Source organism: Pseudomonas sp. GW822-FHT06D10 (assembly GCF_058799535.1).
On sequence record NZ_JBXALN010000002.1, the window covers coordinates 629118 to 648258 of the forward strand.

The window sequence follows — 19141 nt, forward strand, 5'->3', positions numbered from 1 at the left end:
TGAAATGCGCGGTCTTTACTCCGTGAATCGGCCTTGAGCCGATCCCTCAGGAGAAATCAGATGAGCATCATTCGGACGGCAGTACCCCTGGTTCTGTTAACCAGTGTGTTGACTGGTTGTGCAGGTTTGCAGAAAACCGACTGGCCGATCTGCGCCGCGGTAGGTGGCGTCACGGGCGCGGCGCTGGGCGCCACCGAAAGCTCCTCGTGGGCGGGCGGCGGCGCACTGGTAGTCGGTGGCCTGGCGGGTGCGTACTGCTGGGTAAAAGGTGATGGCGACGAGGACGGCGATGGCGTGCCGGACAGCCGCGACAAGTGCCCCCACACACCCAGAGGCGTCCAGGTCGATGCCAACGGCTGCCCACCACCGCCACCGGTGGTAGAAGAGGTGGTAGTGGTCAAGGAAGAAACCATTGTCATTCGTGATGTGCACTTCCATTTCGACTCGGCCAAGCTGACCGATGCCGACAAAACCAAGCTCAACACCATCGTCACCCGACTGAAACAGGAGGCGTCGAGTGCCCAACTGCGAGTGACCGGCCATACCGACAGCGTCGGCAGCGATGCCTACAACCAGAAACTCTCGGACAAGCGCGCCCACTCGGTCGTGGAGTACCTGATCAGCAACGGCATTCCCCGCAGCAGCTTCGTCTCGGTAACCGGCGCCGGTGAAAGCAAGCCAGTGGCGGATAACAAGACCGCCGAAGGCCGGGCGATGAACCGTCGTACGGAAATCCAGATCAACCGTTGAAACCCCAGGGCCAGTGCGGCGACGAGCCGCACGTGGCCGCCTCTGCTCCTGTGCCAGGACCATGCTGATGGCGCAGGAGCCTTTGATCCCGGTGCCTTCTCGGCGATGGGCTCAGCCTGTCTGTAACGGGCGATCCTCGTCGATCCGGTGGCTAAACAGCCACTTCGTGAAGAATTTTCATTCCCCTCTGGCTTACCCCCGGGATAAGTCGTTACTGTGCGCGCAAAGAATAATTCACGAGGGGAGCGTATGAAGGTTTTATGGGGGCTGGGGAAGTTTCTGACCTTGGTTTTCTGGTTGGTGGTGCTGATCAACCTGGCCAGGCCTTTGATCAACCCGCTGCATCTTCTAGTGAATCTGGCGGGCAGCCTGTTGCTGCTGACCCATTTGCTGGAACTGCTGCTGTTCAACGGCAGCCTCAAGGATCGGCCACATCCCTGGCGTGACCGGCTGTACATCCTGCTGGTGGGGATCTTCCACCTGCAGACTCTTCCTGCTCCTGTCGTTGTCGAGGCCGACCATGCGTAAGCTCTGCCTGCTGGCTCTTTTCTGCAGCCCCCTGGCCATGGCCCAGGTGGTCAAGGTCGAAACCAACTCCCTGATGCGTCTGCCCAATACCGCCAGCACTCTGCAACTGGAGCGGCTGGAAGTGGCGGACTATGGCACCTTGCTGATCCCGGCCAATGTCACCGAACTCAAGGTGGACGAACTGCGGCTGGGGCATGAGGCGCGGATCGCCATCGTCCCTACCGAACAGAGCCTGCACTTGACTGTTCGCCGTGCGGAGCTGGAAGCGGGCAGCCAGATCACTTCCCGCGGCGCGCCGGGTACCTACCTGAAGGCCGCCAAGCCGGGGCGCAACCTGAACCTGCGCATTGAGTCGTTACAGGCCGAGATGCTGTCCGTGGATGCCCGGGGCGGTGCCGGTGCGCCGGGTTATGTCGGTCTGGATGGCGCCAATGGCCAGGAACCGGGCTGCGCCTGGGGCAGCGCGGGGCGTGGGGCTGACGGTGACAATGGCGGCGATGGCCGTCCTGGTGCGGCAGGCGCCCAGGTCCGGGTGGAACTGCCGCGGGACTTCCCCAGCGAGCAGATCAAGGTCTGGGTCGATGGTGGCGCAGGCGGGCTGGCCGGTGCCGGTGGCAAGCCGGGTGCGGGCGGCAAGTCCAAGGGCTGCCTGGTGTACCGCACCGACGGTGGCAAGAGCGGACGGCCCGGCGCCCAGGGGCAGCCCGGCCCGGCCGGCGAGCCTGGCGCGCTGACGGTGCAGCGCCTGTAACGTAACGTTTGCGTTGAACCTTGCCCGGCCGCCCGCTTCTGTAGCGGGCGGCCTGTTTTCAGAAGGTCGGCCGGGCCGCCGCCAGGGCGACCAGCACCAGGCCGATGATCAGGTTGCTGCCCACCAGCCGGCGGATCTTGCCCAGCGCCGCGGCGCCAGCGGGCCAATCCTCGGCCGCTACTGCCTTGCGCAGCTCCGGCAACTGCAGGGACTGGATGCGGATGAACAGGGCGGTCATCACCAGGTACAGGCCCATCATGATCTGCACATACTTGGGCGCGGTTTCAAAGCCGCTGAAGCGCAAATGCAGCAGGCCGATACCGCTGATCGGCAACAGCACCACGGCGATCCACACCCAGACGAAAAAACGCGGAAACACTTGCGCCCACAGCTTCAGCCGCGCCGGCCCCTCCAGGGCCACCATGGCCGCCGGGCGCAGGACCATCCAGGCGAAGAACATGCCGCCGACCCAGACCAGGGCGGCCAGGACATGCAGGGTGTAGGCAAGGGCGAAAGGGGTCATTCGGGTACTCCGTTCTGCGCGGGATGAATTAGCGGGGTATGATAGCGGCCGATTCGAACCACTGAAAATTTATCCAGCGTTTTGTGCGCCCGAAAAACCATGATCAGCAACGAACTCAAAACCACGATCCAGGGCGCCTACTCGCGTTTTCTCGAAGCCAAGAGCCTCAAGCCGCGTTACGGCCAGCGCCTGATGATCGCCGAAGTGGCCAAGGTCCTGGGTGATATCGACACCGACGACGAAGGCCGGCGCAGTGGCGACCCGGCGGTGGTCGCCGTGGAAGCCGGCACCGGTACCGGCAAGACCGTGGCCTACAGCCTGGCGGCGATTCCCACGGCCAAGGCCGCCGGCAAGCGCCTGGTGATCGCTACCGCCACCGTCGCCCTGCAGGAGCAGATCGTCTACAAGGACCTGCCCGACCTGATGCGCAACAGCGGGCTGAACTTCAGCTTCTCCCTGGCCAAGGGCCGCGGTCGCTACATGTGCCTGTCCAAGCTCGACATGCTGCTCCAGGAAGGCCACGCCCAGACCGCCACGGCCCAGCTGTTCGAGGAAGAAGGCTTCAAGATCGAAGTGGATGAAGCCAGCCAGAAGCTGTTCACCAGCATGATCGAAAAACTCGCCGGCAATAAATGGGACGGCGACCGCGACAGCTGGCCCACTGCCCTGGAAGACGCCGACTGGGCGCGCCTGACCACCGACCACAGCCAGTGCACCAACCGCCATTGCCCGAACTTCGGCCAGTGCGCCTTCTACAAGGCTCGGGAAGGCATGGGCAAGGTCGATGTGATTGTCACCAACCACGACATGGTCCTGGCCGACCTGGCACTGGGCGGCGGCGCCGTGCTGCCGGACCCGCGCGACACTCTCTATGTGTTCGACGAAGGTCACCACCTGCCGGACAAGGCCATTGGCCACTTCGCCCATTACACCCGCCTGCGCTCCACTGCCGACTGGCTGGAGCAGACCGCCAAGAACCTCACCAAGCTGCTGGCCCAGCACCCGTTGCCGGGTGATCTGGGGCGCCTGATCGAGCAGGTGCCGGAGCTGGCGCGGGAGATCAAGACCCAGCAGCAGTTCATGTTCACCGCCTGCGAGCAGATCGCTGATTTCCGCACCGGCGAGGACATGGAAGGCCGCGAGCGGCCACGCCACCGTTTTGTCGGCGGGCTGATCCCCGAGCACATGCGCGAGATGGGCCTGGAGCTGAAAAAGGGCTTTTCCCGTCTCACCGACCTGTTCACCCGCCTGACCGAGTTGCTCAAGGAAGGCATGGATGGCGAGGTCAACATCGGTATCGCCAGCAACCAGGCCGAAGAGTGGTACCCGCTGTTCGGCAGCCTGCTGGCCCGTGCCTCGGGCAACTGGGAGCTGTGGACCGCGTTCACCATCGAGGACCCGGAAGACAATCCGCCCATGGCCCGTTGGCTGACCCTGGCCGAAAGCGGCTCGCTGTTCGACATCGAGGTCAACGCCAGCCCGATCCTCGCTGCGGAAATGCTCCGGCGCAATCTGTGGAACGTGGCCTACGGTGCCCTGGTTACGTCGGCGACCCTGACTGCCCTGGGCACTTTCGACCGTTTCCGCATGCGCGCCGGCCTGCCGAAAAAGGCCGTGACCGCCGTGGTGCCGAGCCCTTTCCACCATGCCGATGCCGGGGTGCTGCGGGTGCCCGACCTGCGGGCCGACCCGCGGGACGCGCCGGCGCATACCGCGGCGATCATTCGCGACCTGCCGGAACTGGTGGAGGGCTCGCGGGGCACCCTGGTGCTGTTCTCCTCGCGCAAGCAGATGCAGGACGTGTTCGACGGCCTGGACCGGGACTGGCGCAAGCAGGTGTTCATCCAGGGCAACCTGTCCAAGCAGGAAACCCTGAACAAGCACAAGGCGCGGGTCGACGGTGGCGATTCCAGCGTGCTGTTCGGCCTGGCGAGTTTCGCCGAAGGGGTGGACTTGCCCGGGGCCTACTGCGAACACGTGGTGATCGCCAAGATCCCGTTCTCGGTGCCGGATGACCCGGTGGAGGCGGCGCTGGCGGAGTGGATCGAAGCCCGTGGCGGCAACCCGTTCATGGAAATCTCGGTGCCGGATGCATCCCTCAAGCTGGTCCAGGCCTGCGGTCGCCTGCTGCGCACCGAACAGGACCGCGGCACCATCACTCTGCTGGACCGCCGTCTGGTCACCCAGCGCTATGGCAAGGCTATCCTCAATGCCTTGCCGCCGTTTCGCCGAGAAATATCTTAAGCACGGTCCGCATATTTGCGTGCCGTGCTGTCTATTTCATGTCACCGCTTCAGCACCGGCCGTTCATCGGTCTTTAGGGAGAGCCAGGTTCATATGATTCGCCGTTCGTTGCCCGCTGTATTTGCCCTGTTGTTTGCCGCGCCCGTCTGGGCGGCCCCTGCCGGACAACAGACGCTGTTCAACTTTGTCCGACCTGCTGCTGTGGTGCAGGTGGCGACACAGGATGCCAGCCTGCCGCAATCCAACGCAGAGCAAACGGCCGAAGGCGAAGTGCTGCGGCGCATCATCTTCAACCCCACGAGCCGGCCGAGCCTGAGCCTGGCGCCCCAGAGCGGGGCCTGGGACTGGTCACAGTCGGGGATGATGAGCCTGCGTATCCAGAGCGCGATGAACTGGGCCCTGACCCTCTACGTGACCATCCAGAGCAATGATGGCAAGACCCTGGTCAGCCGCGTCGACCTGCCGGCCGGCCCGGCGCAGACCCTGCTGGTGCCACTGGTGGCCAGCAGTCCGCTGAGCCAGGGCATGAAGGCCGCGCCACCGATGCCGATGACCCTGGACGGCCAGCGCATCCTGCTGGCCAGCAGTGAAGGGCAACTGGATCGCAGCCAGGTGGTGTCGGTGACCTTGTCCATGGACAACCCCAAGGCGGCCCAGAGCATTCTGCTGGAGCGTTTCGGCGTGCAGGACGGCGAGGGGGTGATCAAGGCGGTCTACGGTTCCCTGGTGGATGCCTACGGTCAATCGACCCGGGCCCGCTGGCCGGAAAAGATCACCAGCGACGATCAGCTCAAGGCGGCCGACGCCAAGGAGCAGCAACAGCTCCAGGGCTGGCTGGGAGAGCGCGAGAAGGCTTCGCTGGACAGCTACGGTGGCTGGAACAAGGGGCCGAGCTTCAAGGCCAGCGGCTTTTTTCGCACGGAAAAACGAGATGGCCGCTGGTTCCTCGTGACCCCGCAGGGGCATCCGTTCTATTCCCTGGGGGTCAATACTGTGGCGCCCGACAACAACCAGACCTATGTCGCGGGCCGGGAATGGATGTTCGGCGCCTTGCCCAAGGACGACGAACCCCTGGCGGCGTATTACGGTCAAGGCGACAACCGTGGCGGCAATGGCGCCGACCAGGGCCGTGGCTATGGTTCAGGGCGCTGGTATGACTTCTATCAGGCCAACCTGCAACGAACCTACGGCAAGCCCTGCACCGCGGACAGCGCCGCTGCGCAGCAGGCGTCGGCCGACACCTCGCAGGCGCCCCAGGCAACTCCTTGCGTGGCTCCGGCCTTCGACCAGAAACGCTGGGTTGGCCACACCCTGGACCGCTTGCAGGCCTGGGGCTTCAATACCATCGGCAACTGGAGCGCTCCGGCCCTGGGGCTGGCCGACCGGGTGCCTTACACCTTGCCGCTGTCGATCGTGGGTGATTACGCCAGCATCAGCACCGGCAGTGACTGGTGGGGCGGCATGCCGGATCCTTTCGACCCGCGCTTTGCCATGGCCACCGAACGTGCCGTGGCCATTGCCGCCCGCGACCATCGGGACGACCCCTGGCTGATCGGCTACTTTGCCGACAACGAATTGGCCTGGGCCGGCCCCGGCGACGATGCCAAATCCCGCTATGCCCTGGCCTACGGCACCCTGCGCCTGACCACCGACGTACCGGCCAAGCGCGCGTTTCTCAAGCAACTGCGGGACAAGTACCGCAACCAGGCCGGGCTGTCGAAAGCCTGGGGCATCGACCTGCCGGCCTGGGAGTTGATGGAAGACCCGGGGTTCGTGCCGCCGTTGCCGAGCCCGGAGCACCCGGAGATCGAGGCCGACTTCAAGTATTTCCAGAAGGTCTTCGCCGATACTTACTTCAAGACCATCTCCGACTCGCTGAAATGGCACGCCCCCAATCACCTGCTGCTGGGCGGGCGGTTTGCCGTGAGCAACCCTGAGGCCGTGGCTTCCTGCGCCCAGTACTGCGATGTCCTGAGCTTCAACATGTACACCCTCAAGCCCCAGGACGGTCAGGACTTTGCCTACCTGCGCAGCCTCGACAAGCCGGTACTGGTGACCGAGTTCAACTTCGGTTCCCGGGATCGCGGTCCGTTCTGGGGCGGTGTGACCGAGCTGGCCCGGGAAGAGGACCGTGGCCCGGCCTATGCCAACTTCCTCAAGCAGGCGGTCAGCGAGCCGTCGATTGTCGGCGTGCACTGGTTCCAGTACCTGGACCAGCCGGTGACCGGGCGCTTGCTGGACGGTGAAAACGGCCATTTCGGCCTGGTGGGCATCACCGATGTGCCGTTCCAGGGCTTTGTCGACAGCGTGCGCAAGAGCAACCTGCAGGCCATTGACCAGTTGGGCAAGGCCGCGGAGCAGGCTCGGGTCGAGGCGGAGCAGGCCGTGGCTGGCGAGCATGGGGGCGATGGTGCTGACAAAGGCCGCGCCGGCAAGGGCCCGGGCGGGCACGCCGGAGGCCATGCCGGCAACGGTCATTGACATTCACAAGGCCTGAGCGGCTTTCCGGGAAACCTCGGGCAGCCCTCTGAAACGAGGGTTTGCCGGTGATAGCCGGCAGCTCGCCGGCTGTTCCCAAATGCCTTCGGGGCTGGAACAATGCGCGCCACGTTGTCGAGCATTGTTGCAGGGGGAGTCAGGGGTGCAGATTCAAGGTCATTACGAGCTTAAATTCGAAGCGGTACGCGAGGCGTTCGCCGCCCTGTTCGAGGACTCCCAGGAGCGTGGCGCGGCGCTGTGCATCCAGGTCGGCGGGGAAACCGTCATCGACCTGTGGGCCGGTACCGCGGACAAGGACGGCGCCGAGGCCTGGCACAGCGACACCATCGCCAACCTGTTCTCCTGCACCAAGACCTTTACCGCGGTCACCGCCCTGCAGTTGGTGGCCGAGGGCAAGCTCAAGCTGGATGCTCCCGTGGCCGACTACTGGCCGGAATTCGCCGCGGCGGGCAAGGCAGCCATTACTTTGCGCCAGTTGCTCTGCCATCAGGCCGGCCTGCCGGCAGTGCGCGAGCTGTTGCCCGCGCAAGCCCTGTACGAATGGCAGACCATGGTCGATGCCCTGGCCGCCGAGCAGCCCTGGTGGACGCCCGGTGAGGGGCACGGCTACGCAGCCATCACCTATGGCTGGCTGGTGGGCGAGTTGATCCGGCGTGCCGATGGGCGCGGGCCGGGGGAGTCCATCGTGGCCCGGGTCGCCAGGCCTTTGGGACTGGACTTCCATGTCGGCCTGGCCGATGAGGAGTTCTACCGCGTGGCGCATATCGCCCGTGGCAAGGGCAATATCGGCGATGCTGCGGCCCAGCGCCTGCTGCAAGTCACCATGCGCGAACCCGATGCGATGAGTACTCGGGCGTTTACCAACCCACCGTCTATCCTGACCAGCACCAATAAACCCGAGTGGCGGCGCATGCAGCAGCCGGCGGCCAACGGCCACGGCAATGCCCGCAGCCTCGCCGGGTTCTACAGCGGCCTGCTGGACGGCAGTTTGCTGGAAGCCGACATGCTCGAAGAGCTGACTCGGGAACACAGCCTGGGCATGGACAAGACGTTGCTGACCCAGACCCGCTTCGGCCTGGGTTGCATGCTCGATCAGCCCCAGGTAGCCAATGCCACCTTTGGCCTGGGCGCGCGGGCGTTCGGGCATCCGGGGGCAGGGGGCTCCATCGGTTTTGCTGACCCGGAGCATGATGTGGCGTTCGGTTTTGTGACAAATACCCTGGGGCCCTATGTATTGATGGACCCTCGGGCACAGAAGCTGGTGCGGGTTTTGTCGGATTGTCTGTAAAAAGGTTGCTGTTAAGAACTTTTTTGCTTAAACATGCTTGGAAAGCTGCAGGATGGAACCCTGTGGCTTTTATAATTTCCAAGCGTCTGTTTGTAACGGTTGTTTAGACCGAATTTTTTATCTCATTTTGTGGATATCCCATGTCGTCGAACAAGTCTCTAGCCTTGGCCATCTGCCTGACCGTTACCGGTTGCGCGCAAACCCCACAAAATGAAGCGGATGGCGGCCATTGGTGGTCATTCGGCTCCGATAAGGCCAGCAGCAAGGAAACCGCAGCTGCGCCTGAAAAGCCGGTTGCCACCACTGAAGCCGCACCTGCCGCTTCTGCAAGCAAGCCTGCGGTAGTAGCCAAGGCCGCTGCACCGGCCCCTGCTGCCAAGAACACAGCCGCTGGCAAGCACCCGGCCCCTGCGGCCAAGGCCGCTGCTGGCGCCAAGCCGGCGCCTGTCGCTGCTGCCGAGCCCGCTCCAGCTCCAGCGCCGGTCGTTGCCGCAGCCCCTGCCGCTCCTGCCGCCAAGGCCGAGAGCAGCAAGTGGTGGTGGCCGTTCTCCTCCAAGGACTCTTCCGACAAGCCAGTGGCCGAAGCGAAGAAGGCCGAGCCTGCCCCAGCGCCGGCAGTGGCAGCGGCAGCCGACTCCGAAACCCACTGGTGGTGGCCGTTCCCCAAGAGCCAGCCCAAGCCTTTGAGCAAGGTCAATGTGGCGGACATCCCGATGCCCGACCCGAAAATCACCCAGGCCTGGCTGGACGACTACGAGCCACGCCTGCGCGAAGCGGTGAAGGACAGCAAGCTGCAGATCGAGCGTCGTGAAAACGTGCTGGTGGTCACTGCGTTGGTAGATGCCTCGTTCAACCCGGATCGTCCAGCCATGTTGCTGCCGGTCACCCTGGGTCCGTTCACCCGCGTCGCCAAGGCGGTGGAGGGTGATCCGAAGACTGCCGTACTGATTCTCGGCCATGCCGACGCCACCGGCCCGACCCTGGCCAACCAGAAGCTGAGCCGTGATCGTGCCCAGTCCGTAGCGGCGATCTTCAGCCTCAGCGGCCTGAAGCAGGACCGCCTGATGCTGCGTGGCATGGGTTCGGTGATGCCGCGTGCCGCCAACGACAGCCCCCAGGGTCGCTCGCTGAACCGTCGGGTGGAAATCATGCTGACCCAGCGCAGCACCATGCTGGGCCTGCTGAGCAAGTACAACCAGCCGACGCCTTCCGAGACTGAAATGGTTGCCGTACAGGATGCCGTGCCTCCAGTACCCGCGGCTTCTGCCAAGAAAGCGGCGCCTGCGAAGAAGGCTACCGTGGCCAAGAAGCCGGCAGCCAAGAAGGCTCCGGTGAAGAAGGCCGCCGCCTCTTCGAAGACCGCAACGGCTACCGCCCAGGCTAAAAACTGATTTTCAAGGATAAGGAAGCAGGCATGACTCAGTCCCTGGCTGATATGCGCCGCGACTACACTCGCGACGGCTTGTCCGAGGCGCAGGCCCCGGCTGAACCTTTTGCGCTGTTCCACCAGTGGTTCGCCGATGCGGTGAAAACCGAGCAACCGCCGGTGGAAGCCAATGCCATGACCGTGGCGACCGTCGATACCGATGGTCGCCCTCACTGCCGCATCCTGTTGCTCAAGGGCCTGGATGAGCAGGGCTTCACCTTCTTCACCAACTACGAGAGCGCCAAGGGCCAGCAGCTGGCTGCACGGCCCTTCGCCGCCATGACGTTCTTCTGGCCGACCCTGGAGCGTCAGGTGCGGATTGAAGGACGGGTGGTCAAGGTCACTCCACAGGAGTCCGATGCCTATTATCAGGTGCGTCCCCTGGGCAGCCGGCTGGGAGCCTGGGCTTCACCGCAGAGCCGGGTGATCGCCGATCGTGACGAACTGCAAGAGTTGCTCAAGGCCACTGAGGCTCGCTTCAGCGATAGCCAGCCCGATTGCCCGGAACACTGGGGTGGTTATCGCCTGCTGCCGGAGCGCATCGAGTTCTGGCAGGGGCGCCCCAGCCGACTGCATGACCGTTTGAACTATCGCCTGCAAGGCCAGGAGTGGGTCCGCGAACGTCTGGCTCCTTGATCGGATTGCAGGTCACTCGCCGGGGTAGCCGGCCGCAGCGGCTTCCAGCCATTGCGGCAGGTCCCGGCGTTTTACTTTCTGGCGCTGGGCCTCGGCCAGTTGCTCGAGCATGAATTGCTTCTTCTGGGCATCGGTTCCGGCCAGGGAGAGGGCCAGGTCCCGATCGGTCCAACGCTTGATGCGTACATACAGCCACCAGTGGAAATACAAGCCTGCAGCGGTGGTCGCGATGATGATGAAGTAGTCCATGGAAAATCCTTTGTTCGGTGGCGCTATGCAGGGAGCTGGAGCTACCGTAATGAGAAAGCCTGGCGTTTACACAGCCTGTACTTTGGCTGAATGAAAGCAATTTTATCCGGGCGATGCCGTGACAGGCGTCAAGCTGCGGAGTCTAATGATTATCTGTCCTTTGGAGTTGATCCTATGCGTAAGTCTGTTTTGCTGGTTGCATCCTTCACCACGATGGCAATGTTGCTCGGTGGCTGTGCCTCCAACCTGACCGGTGACTCCTATTCCCGTGATGAAGCGCGTCGTGTGCAAACCGTGCGCATGGGCACCATCGAATCCCTGCGTCCGGTGAAAATCGAAGGCACCAAGACCCCGATCGGCGGCGCTGCAGGTGCTGTGATCGGCGGCGTTGGCGGCAGCGCCATCGGCGGTGGCCGTGGCAGCATCGTCACCGCAGTCATCGGTGCAGTAGCCGGCGGCCTGCTGGGCTCGGCCACTGAAGAAGGCCTGACCCGTACCCAGGGCGTTGAAATCACCGTTCGTGAAGACGACGGCAGCATGCGTGCCTATGTGCAGCAGGTTCAGGAAAACGAAGTGTTCCGCGTGGGCGACCGCGTGCGCATCATGACGGTCAACGGTACCAGCCGCGTTACCCGCTGACCTTCCCTGCTACAAAACAAAACCCCGGCCAGGCAACTGGTCGGGGTTTTGTGTTTTCAGCCTGGCCAAGCGCTGCGGATCAGGACGCCAGGGTGTTGTTCCTGCGGCTGGCAGCGGCGGTGACGGCGTAACCGATCAGGGCCGCAAACAGTGAACCGGTCAGGATGCCCATGCGGTCCATGCCGGCGTATTCGCTGCTGCCGGGCTCGAAGGCCAGGGAGCCGACGAACAGGCTCATGGTGAAGCCGATACCACACAGAATTGCCACGCCGAGCACCTGGCCCCAGTTGGCCCCGGACGGCAAGGCAGCGATACCGGTTTTCACTGCCATCCAGGTCAGGCCGAAGACGCCGATGGTCTTGCCCAGCAGCAGGCCGACCGCGATCCCCATGGGAACATGGTGGGTGAAGCTTTCGAGGGTCACGCCGCTCAGCGACAGCCCGGCATTGGCGAAGGCGAACAGCGGCAGGATGCCGAACGACACCCAGGGATGCAGGGCGTGTTCCAGCGCCTTGAGCGGCGAGGGTTCGGCGTTGCGGGTGCGCAAGGGTATGCAGAAGGCCAGGGTCACGCCGGCCAGGGTCGCGTGGACCCCGCTCTTGAGCACGCAGACCCAGAGGATCAGGCCGATGATCATGTAGGGTCCGAGCTTGACCACGCCCATCCGGTTCATCGCCACCAGGGCGGCGATGCAGGCGCCAGCCAGCATCAGCGACAGGGTCGACAGCGTGCCGGAGTAGAAGATCGCGATGATCACGATCGCTCCCAGGTCATCGATGATCGCCAGGGTCATCAGGAACAGTTTCAGCGAGGTCGGCACCCGCTTGCCCAGCAAGGCCAGCACCCCGAGGGCGAAGGCGATGTCGGTGGCGGTGGGAATCGCCCAGCCATTGAGGGCGGGCGGGTTGTCACGGTTGAGGAACCAATAGATCAGCGCTGGCACCAGCATGCCGCCGATGGCCGCTGCGCCGGGCAGGACGATCTGCGACGGCTTGGCCAACTGCCCCTCCAGCACTTCGCGCTTGACCTCCAGGCCTATCAGCAGGAAGAACAGTGCCATCAGGCCATCGTTGATCCACAGCAGCAGCGGCTTGGCGATCTTCAGGGCGCCAACCTGGGCCACCACCGGGGTCTCCAGCAGGCCGTTGTACAGCCAGGACAGGGGGGAGTTGTTGATAATCAGGGCCAGGATGGCAGCGGCGATCAATAACAGACCGCTGGCAGCTTCCATGGCAAAGAAACGAGTGAAAGTGCTACGCAGAGGCAAGGTCGCTCTCCATCTAAAAACTAAAAAGGTGGCACACCCTAACCCGTACAGTTAGTTGTTAAAACAAAAGTTATATTCTTTTTTGTTATATGCAGAAGACAAGCGGGCTGTTGAAAAATCCCCCTTGCAGTTGTGTTTCCAATTGCTTCATAGCTGTACCTGTAAGGGGGGCAGGATATTTCCTAACATGTCCGTCCGCAGCGGCTGACGGGGCATTTTTTCCAGGAAAAGGCGCCTGCCCGTCGCGAGCCTGGATCACCTATGCTGGGTGCATTTCATCTTCTTGCGCCGGTACGGCGTGCGATCCAACGAGAATAGAGCATGAGCGACAATCGCCAGTGGGCCCGTGAGGCCATCCGTATCATCGAAGCCGACTTCCAGCGCAGCGCCGACACTCACCTGATCCCGCTGCCGTTGCCGGGCCTGCCGGGCATCGAGCTGTATTTCAAGGATGAGTCCAGCCATCCCACCGGCAGCCTCAAGCATCGCCTGGCCCGCTCGCTGTTCCTCTATGCCCTGTGCAATGGCTGGCTCAAGCCCGGCGCGCCGGTGATCGAGGCCTCCAGTGGCTCCACGGCGATCTCCGAAGCCTATTTCGCCCGGCTGCTGGGGCTGCCGTTCATTGCCGTGATGCCGGCGACCACTTCCCAGGAGAAAATCGCCCAGATCGCCTTCTATGGCGGCAAGAGCCACCTGGTGCAGGACCCGACGCAGATCTACGCCGAGTCCGAGCGCCTGGCCCGGGAGAGCGGCGGCCATTTCATGGACCAGTTCACCTATGCCGAGCGCGCCACCGACTGGCGGGCCAACAACAACATCGCCGAGTCGATATTCCAGCAGTTGCGTTTCGAGCGTTATCCGGAGCCCAGCTGGCTGATTTCCAGCCCGGGCACGGGCGGTACCACCGCGACCCTGGGGCGCTACGTGCGCTATCGCCAGCACTGCACTCGGGTGCTGTGTGCCGACGCCGAGCGCTCGGTGTTCTTCGACTATTACCAGAGTGGCGACGCCAGCCTGCGCCTGGACTGCGGTTCGCGGATCGAGGGCATCGGCCGGCCACGGGTCGAGGCTTCGTTCCTGCCCAAGGTGATCGACGCCATGGTCAAGGTGCCGGATGCCCTGTCCCTGGCGGCCATGCATTATCTGGCCCAGCGCCTGGGTCGTCGGGTTGGCGGCTCCAGCGGCACCAACCTGATCGGCGCGCTGATGGCCGCGCAGCAGATGGTTGCGGCCGGCGAGTCGGGGTCGATCGTGGCGATTCTGTGTGATGGGGGCGAGCGCTATGCGACCACCTACTACGATGAGCAGTGGCTGGCAGAGCAGGGTTATGAACTGACGGTGTTGATCGAGGCGGTAGCCGCCAGTGCCGAGCGTGGTGAGGCGCTACCTGCCAGCGTATTGCGCGCCGGTATCTGAACTTGTCGTAGGCGCCGGCTTGCCGGCGAAGAGGCCCTTGAGCCTTGCGTTGTTCTGGACGACGCCTTCGCCGGCGAGCCAGCTCCTACGGTAGGCGGTAGGAGCCGGCTTGCCGGCGAAAGGGCCCGTCCCTCAGGCCTGGATGCCGAGAATATCGCGGGCCACGGCTTCGGCAATGCGAATCCCGTCGACCCCGGCGGAGAGAATCCCACCGGCATAACCGGCGCCTTCACCGGCCGGGTACAGCCCCTTCACATTCAAGCTCTGCATCGAGGCGTCGCGGGTAATGCGCAGCGGCGATGAGGTGCGGGTCTCGATACCGGTCAGCACCGCGTCATGTAGCGAGTAACCCTTGATCTGCCGTTCGAAGGCCGGCAGGGCTTCACGAATGGCCTCGATGGCAAAGTCCGGCAAGGCCAGGGCCAGGTCACCCAGGGTCACGCCGGGCTTGTAGGACGGCTCGACGCTGCCCAAGGCGGTGGTGGGCTTGCCGGCGATAAAGTCGCCCACCAGCTGCGCCGGGGCCTGGTAGTTACTGCCACCCAGGACAAAGGCGTGGGACTCCAGGCGCTCCTGCAACTCGATGCCTGCCAGCGGGCCGCCCGGGTAATCCTCCTCCGGGGTGATGCCCACGACGATGCCGGAGTTGGCGTTGCGCTCGTTGCGCGAGTACTGGCTCATGCCATTGGTCACCACCCGGTTCGGCTCGGAGGTCGCCGCCACCACGGTACCGCCCGGGCACATGCAGAAGCTGTAGACCGAACGGCCGTTCTTGGCGTGGTGGACCAGCTTGTAGTCGGCGGCGCCGAGTTTCGGGTGGCCGGCGTACTTGCCCAGGCGCGCGCTGTCGATCAGCGATTGCGGGTGCTCGATACGAAAGCCCACCGAGAACGGCTTGGCTTCCATGTACACGCCGCGGCTGTGGAGCATGCGGAAGGTGTCGCGGGCGCTGTGGCCCAGGGCCAGGATCACGTGCCGCGAATGCAGTTGTTCGCCGCTGGCCAGTTCCACACCTTGCAGTTGACCGTCTTCGATCAGCACGTCGGTAACCCGCTGCTCGAAGCGCACTTCACCGCCCAGGGCGATGATCTGCTGGCGCATGTTTTCCACCACGCCGGTGAGGCGGAAGGTGCCGATGTGCGGCTTGCTGACGTAGAGGATCTCGTCCGGCGCACCGGCCTTGACGAACTCGTGGAGCACCTTGCGGCCGTGGTGTTGCGGGTCCTTGATCTGGCTGTAGAGCTTGCCGTCGGAGAAGGTGCCGGCGCCGCCTTCGCCAAATTGCACGTTGGACTCGGGGTTGAGCACGCTCTTGCGCCACAGGCCCCAGGTGTCCTTGGTGCGCTGGCGCACTTCCTTGCCACGTTCGAGGACGATCGGCTTGAAGCCCATCTGCGCCAGCAAGAGGCCGGCGAAGATCCCGCAGGGGCCGAAGCCCACCACGATCGGCCGCTGGCTGAGGTCGGCCGGAGCCTGGCCCACCACCTTGTAGCTGACATCCGGCGCCGGGTTGACGTTACGGTCGTCGGCGAACTTGAGCAGCAGCGGCGCTTCGTCGCGCACGCTGAGGTCGATGGTGTAGATGAAGCACAGCTCGGAAGACTTCTTGCGCGCATCGTAGCTGCGCTTGAACAAGGTGAAATCGAGCAGCTCATCGCTGGCGATCCCCAGGCGCTGCACGATGGCGGCGCGCAGGTCTTCATCGGGATGGTCGATCGGCAACTTGAGTTCGGTGATTCGTAACATGACAGGATCCGGGGTAGGCGGTGCGCAACAGTGCGCCGGCTTGCTTTGCACAAACCGGCGATTATAAGCCGCAAACCACCTTGGCCGTGAGGCTAAAACCGCTGCTCGTCGAATCAGTCGTTGCGCGAGCCGCCGAAATAGCCGCAGCCGCGCTGCACCTGGCCGTCCACCCGAAGCTCTGCGCTCAGGTGCTGAACGCTGCCGGTGACGGGGTCGACGCAGCGTTGCGGGGCCACCCACAGCTCCACGCGCTGGTGATTGGCTTCACTGGTGAGGTTGAAGCGGCCATCCCCCAGCTGTTCTTCCAGATAGGGCAGGGCCAGGGTCGGCTGGCCGGCGCGTTCGATCATCATGCCCTTGGCGCTGACATCGACGTTCCACGCCGGGTTCTTGCTACCGGCCCGCAGGATCAGGCGTTGGAAGTTCGGATCGCTGCAGGCGCTGGCGGAGCGCTCCACGCGGTACAGCTGGCGCAGGTCCAGCTGGCCGTCGCTGCTGGCACTGGCGGAGAACTTGCCCCGCAGGTCGGCAAACAGCTTGCCCTGCTTCTCGGCCAGGGTTGCCGCTTCCTGCAGCACACTGGTGTTGCCGCCATCGTTGACCACATAACGGCGGTCTTCGGTGCAGGGTTTGAACAGCAGCTTGCCATCGGCGGCACTGAGTTCACCCTGCATCCGGGTCAACCCGGCCATGGACGGCGCCTGGGGCTGTTGGTTGAACATCGGCAGCATCTGGCAGCCGGCAAACAGCGGCAACAGGGCGAAACAAAGCAGGGAACGGGCGGTGCGCATCATTGGGCCTCCAGGCGGAAGTCCGACACGTTACGCAGCCCGCCCGGCCACCACAACCCCGGATTGAACGCAGCAGCGCCATCCACTGTAGGCGCCGGCTTGCCGGCGAAGAGGCCCAGGAGCCTTGTGTGGGTTGGGAGGACGCCTGCGTGGGCGAGCCAGCTCCTGCACAAGCCGGCTTTTGCACAAACGGGCTTAGCCGACGCGGTAGGTCTGGCCGGTCTGCAGGCCTTCCACGCTCTTGGCGTAGGCCAGGGCCACGTCGGCCGCCGGCACCGGCTTGAAGCCACGGAAGTAGGGCGCGTAGCTGCCCATGGCTTCCAGCAGCACGTTGGGGCTGATGGAGTTGACCCGCAGGCCCCGGGGCAGCTCGATGGCAGCGGCCCTCACGAAGCTGTCGATGGCGCCGTTGACCAGGGCGGCCGAGGCGCCGCTGCGGATCGGGTCATGGCTCAGTACGCCAGTGGTGAAGGTGAAGGAGGCGCCGTCGTTGGCGTACTCGCGGCCGATCAGCAGCAGGTTGACCTGGCCCATCAGCTTGTCCTCGAGGCCCAGGCTGAAGTGCTCGGCAGTCATTTCCCCCAGCGGCGCGAAGGTCACGTTACCGGCGGCGCACACCAGCGCATCGAAGCGCCCGGTCTTTTCGAACAGCGCGCGGATCGACTGGCTGTCGCTGATATCCACCTGGAAATCACCGCTGGTACGGCCGATGCGCACCACTTCGTGACGTTGTTCCAGCTCCCGCGCGACCGCCGAACCAATGGTGCCATTGGCACCGATCAAGAGAATCTTCATGGGCTGTTCCTCGAAAAGGGGGGTGAGGTTGCAGTCTAGAGTGGTTTTTTTCATGGATTAACGCGCTAATAGGCAACCTTTGGTTTTCAAATGGAAACAATCCATGAGCGAGATGGATGACCTGGCGGCATTTGCGGTGCTGGTGGAAGCCGGCAGCTTTACCCTGGCGGCCCAGCGGTTGGGGTGCAGCAAGGGCCAGCTCTCCAAACGCATCAGCGCCCTGGAAGCCCGCTACGCCGTGGTACTGCTGCAACGCACCACCCGGCGCCTGGACCTCACGGCCGCCGGCGCGGCGTTGCTACCCCAGGCCCAGGCCCTGGTGGCTCAGGTCGAGCGGGCCCACCAGGCCCTGGCGCGGCTCAAGGACGATATGGCCGGGCCGGTGCGCCTCACCGTCCCGGTCTCCCTGGGGGAAACCTTTTTCGACGGCCTGCTGCTGGAGTTCTCCCGGCACTATCCCCAGGTGCAGATCGAGCTGGACCTGAACAACAGCTACCGCGACCTGACCCGGGAGGGTTTCGATCTGGCCGTGCGCTCGGAGGTGGCCAACGACCAGCGCCTGGTGGCCCGGCCGCTGTTGGCCTGGCATGAAATGACCTGCGCCAGCCCGGCCTACCTGGAGCAATACGGCGAGCCGCGCACGCCTCAGGAGCTGGCCGGGCATCGCTGCCTGCTCAATAGCCATTACAGCGGTCGGGAAGAGTGGTTGTACCACCAGCGCCATGAACTGTTGCGGGTGCGGGTCAGCGGCCCCTTCGCCAGCAACCACTACAACCTCCTGAAGAAGGCTGCCCTGGTAGGCGCGGGGATCGCCCGGCTGCCGTCCTATGTGCTGCACAGCGAACTGGCGGACGGCCGCCTGCGCTGGCTGTTGCGGGACTACCAGACCCGCAGCATGCCGATGTACCTGGTGCACTCCTATCAGGGCGGCCTGCCCAAGCGTACCCAGGTGCTGGCCGATTACCTGATGGACTGGTTTCGTCGCAGCGGTGAGGCGCTGGATCGTTTGTAGCTTCCTCCGGCTTTACCGTCGTTTGTGAACTTGATGGGCCTGCGGCCCTTTTCGCAGCCTGAGGCAGCGGCTACAGAGGACGGTGGCGAAAATGCCGGGCCAGCAGGTGGTCCAGGGACAACACGCCCGGGCCGCGGGCCATCAACAGCAGGAAGATCGCCGCCCAGGTGCCGTGGGTCGGGTAGGCGTCCGGGTAGACGAAGAGCTGGATGGTCAGGGTCATCCCCAGCAACGCCAGGGCGGAAAAGCGCGTGGCCAGGCCCAGCAGGATCAGCATCGGGAAAAAATGCTCGGCAAAGGCCGCCAGGTGCGCCGCCACTTCCGGCGTCAACAGGGGCACGTGGTACTCGCTCTTGAACAGGGGAATGGTCGAATCCGCCAGGCGCGGCCAGCCCAGTTGGAAGGTGCCATCGACCAGGTCGATGGCCAGCCCCTCGACCTTGGTCTGTCCGGATTTCCAGAACACCGCGGCAATGGAAAAACGCGCGATAAAGGCGATCAGGCTGTAGGGAATGCGCTCAAACCCTTGAATGATCCGATTCACCAGTCCGGCAATGGGTGTTTCTGTCTGGGTGTTCATG

Annotated in this window: 18 protein-coding genes; 11 read left to right on the forward strand and 7 right to left on the reverse strand. The window is 64.0% G+C overall.

Going from position 1 to position 19141, the window contains the following annotated elements:
- Positions 1-60 precede the first annotated feature (60 nt).
- From AC1RL5_RS08455 to AC1RL5_RS08465, 3 genes are all read left to right on the forward strand, one after another.
- The gene (locus tag AC1RL5_RS08455; RefSeq protein WP_011059617.1) at positions 61-750 is read left to right on the forward strand and encodes a PA1041 family peptidoglycan-binding anchor lipoprotein; all 690 of its coding nucleotides are present in this window, start codon (positions 61-63) and stop codon (positions 748-750) included.
- A gap of 249 nt (positions 751-999) precedes the next feature.
- A complete protein-coding gene (locus tag AC1RL5_RS08460; protein ID WP_011059618.1) occupies positions 1000-1278 on the forward strand; it encodes a DUF1145 domain-containing protein in 279 nt (92 codons plus the stop codon).
- Positions 1271-2029: a hypothetical protein gene (locus AC1RL5_RS08465; RefSeq protein WP_072451121.1), complete on the forward strand. Its 759-nt coding sequence runs from the start codon at positions 1271-1273 to the stop codon at positions 2027-2029. The genes AC1RL5_RS08460 and AC1RL5_RS08465 overlap by 8 nt, the downstream gene beginning before the upstream one ends.
- A gap of 58 nt (positions 2030-2087) precedes the next feature.
- Here the strand turns inward: AC1RL5_RS08465 and AC1RL5_RS08470 are convergent, their stop codons facing one another.
- Positions 2088-2552 (reverse strand): CopD family protein, encoded by a 465-nt coding sequence (locus AC1RL5_RS08470; protein ID WP_011059620.1) that lies wholly within the window; start codon positions 2550-2552, stop codon positions 2088-2090.
- A 99-nt stretch (positions 2553-2651) separates the two neighbouring features.
- Here AC1RL5_RS08470 and dinG point away from each other — a divergent pair, with 99 nt between their 5' ends.
- The 5 genes from dinG to pdxH all read left to right on the forward strand — a co-directional run bounded on the left by dinG (position 2652) and on the right by pdxH (position 10645).
- The gene (dinG, locus tag AC1RL5_RS08475; RefSeq protein WP_015634399.1) at positions 2652-4796 is read left to right on the forward strand and encodes an ATP-dependent DNA helicase DinG; all 2145 of its coding nucleotides are present in this window, start codon (positions 2652-2654) and stop codon (positions 4794-4796) included.
- A 93-nt stretch (positions 4797-4889) separates the two neighbouring features.
- Positions 4890-7277: a beta-galactosidase gene (locus AC1RL5_RS08480; protein WP_103407774.1), complete on the forward strand. Its 2388-nt coding sequence runs from the start codon at positions 4890-4892 to the stop codon at positions 7275-7277.
- Positions 7278-7437: 160 nt separating this feature from the next.
- Positions 7438-8583: an EstA family serine hydrolase gene (locus AC1RL5_RS08485; protein ID WP_019094465.1), complete on the forward strand. Its 1146-nt coding sequence runs from the start codon at positions 7438-7440 to the stop codon at positions 8581-8583.
- A 140-nt stretch (positions 8584-8723) separates the two neighbouring features.
- Complete coding sequence (locus AC1RL5_RS08490) at positions 8724-9974, forward strand: OmpA family protein (RefSeq protein ID WP_015634402.1); 1251 nt, start codon at positions 8724-8726, stop codon at positions 9972-9974.
- Between the two features lie 23 nt (positions 9975-9997).
- Positions 9998-10645, forward strand: a complete 648-nt coding sequence (gene pdxH, locus AC1RL5_RS08495) for a pyridoxamine 5'-phosphate oxidase (protein ID WP_011059625.1) — start codon at positions 9998-10000, stop codon at positions 10643-10645.
- A gap of 12 nt (positions 10646-10657) precedes the next feature.
- Here pdxH and AC1RL5_RS08500 read toward each other — a convergent pair whose 3' ends face one another.
- Positions 10658-10894 (reverse strand): hypothetical protein, encoded by a 237-nt coding sequence (locus AC1RL5_RS08500; RefSeq protein WP_072451119.1) that lies wholly within the window; start codon positions 10892-10894, stop codon positions 10658-10660.
- A 174-nt stretch (positions 10895-11068) separates the two neighbouring features.
- Between AC1RL5_RS08500 and AC1RL5_RS08505 the strand changes: the two genes are divergently transcribed.
- Positions 11069-11533 (forward strand): outer membrane lipoprotein, encoded by a 465-nt coding sequence (locus AC1RL5_RS08505; protein WP_011059627.1) that lies wholly within the window; start codon positions 11069-11071, stop codon positions 11531-11533.
- A 79-nt stretch (positions 11534-11612) separates the two neighbouring features.
- Here the strand turns inward: AC1RL5_RS08505 and nhaA are convergent, their stop codons facing one another.
- Positions 11613-12800 (reverse strand): Na+/H+ antiporter NhaA, encoded by a 1188-nt coding sequence (gene nhaA / locus AC1RL5_RS08510; protein WP_011059628.1) that lies wholly within the window; start codon positions 12798-12800, stop codon positions 11613-11615.
- Between the two features lie 321 nt (positions 12801-13121).
- On the opposite strand from nhaA, the gene AC1RL5_RS08515 reads away from it, so the two are divergent.
- Positions 13122-14216, forward strand: coding sequence for a PLP-dependent cysteine synthase family protein (locus AC1RL5_RS08515; protein WP_072451118.1), 1095 nt, complete (start codon positions 13122-13124; stop codon positions 14214-14216).
- A gap of 132 nt (positions 14217-14348) precedes the next feature.
- On the opposite strand, the gene AC1RL5_RS08520 is transcribed toward AC1RL5_RS08515, so the two are convergent.
- From AC1RL5_RS08520 to AC1RL5_RS08530, 3 genes are all read right to left on the reverse strand, one after another.
- The gene (locus AC1RL5_RS08520; protein ID WP_492589233.1) at positions 14349-15962 is read right to left on the reverse strand and encodes an NAD(P)/FAD-dependent oxidoreductase; all 1614 of its coding nucleotides are present in this window, start codon (positions 15960-15962) and stop codon (positions 14349-14351) included.
- Between the two features lie 113 nt (positions 15963-16075).
- Entirely contained in the window at positions 16076-16753 is a 678-nt protein-coding gene (locus AC1RL5_RS08525; RefSeq protein ID WP_041120567.1) for a COG3650 family protein, read from the reverse strand.
- Between the two features lie 195 nt (positions 16754-16948).
- The gene (locus tag AC1RL5_RS08530; protein WP_011059632.1) at positions 16949-17548 is read right to left on the reverse strand and encodes a short chain dehydrogenase; all 600 of its coding nucleotides are present in this window, start codon (positions 17546-17548) and stop codon (positions 16949-16951) included.
- Between the two features lie 103 nt (positions 17549-17651).
- Here AC1RL5_RS08530 and AC1RL5_RS08535 point away from each other — a divergent pair, with 103 nt between their 5' ends.
- Positions 17652-18560, forward strand: a complete 909-nt coding sequence (locus AC1RL5_RS08535; protein ID WP_072451117.1) for a LysR family transcriptional regulator — start codon at positions 17652-17654, stop codon at positions 18558-18560.
- A gap of 70 nt (positions 18561-18630) precedes the next feature.
- Here AC1RL5_RS08535 and AC1RL5_RS08540 read toward each other — a convergent pair whose 3' ends face one another.
- On the reverse strand, positions 18631-19140 hold the full coding sequence (locus AC1RL5_RS08540; RefSeq protein WP_011059634.1) for a DoxX family protein: 510 nt from the start codon (positions 19138-19140) through the stop codon (positions 18631-18633).
- Between the last annotated feature and the right edge of the window lies 1 nt (position 19141).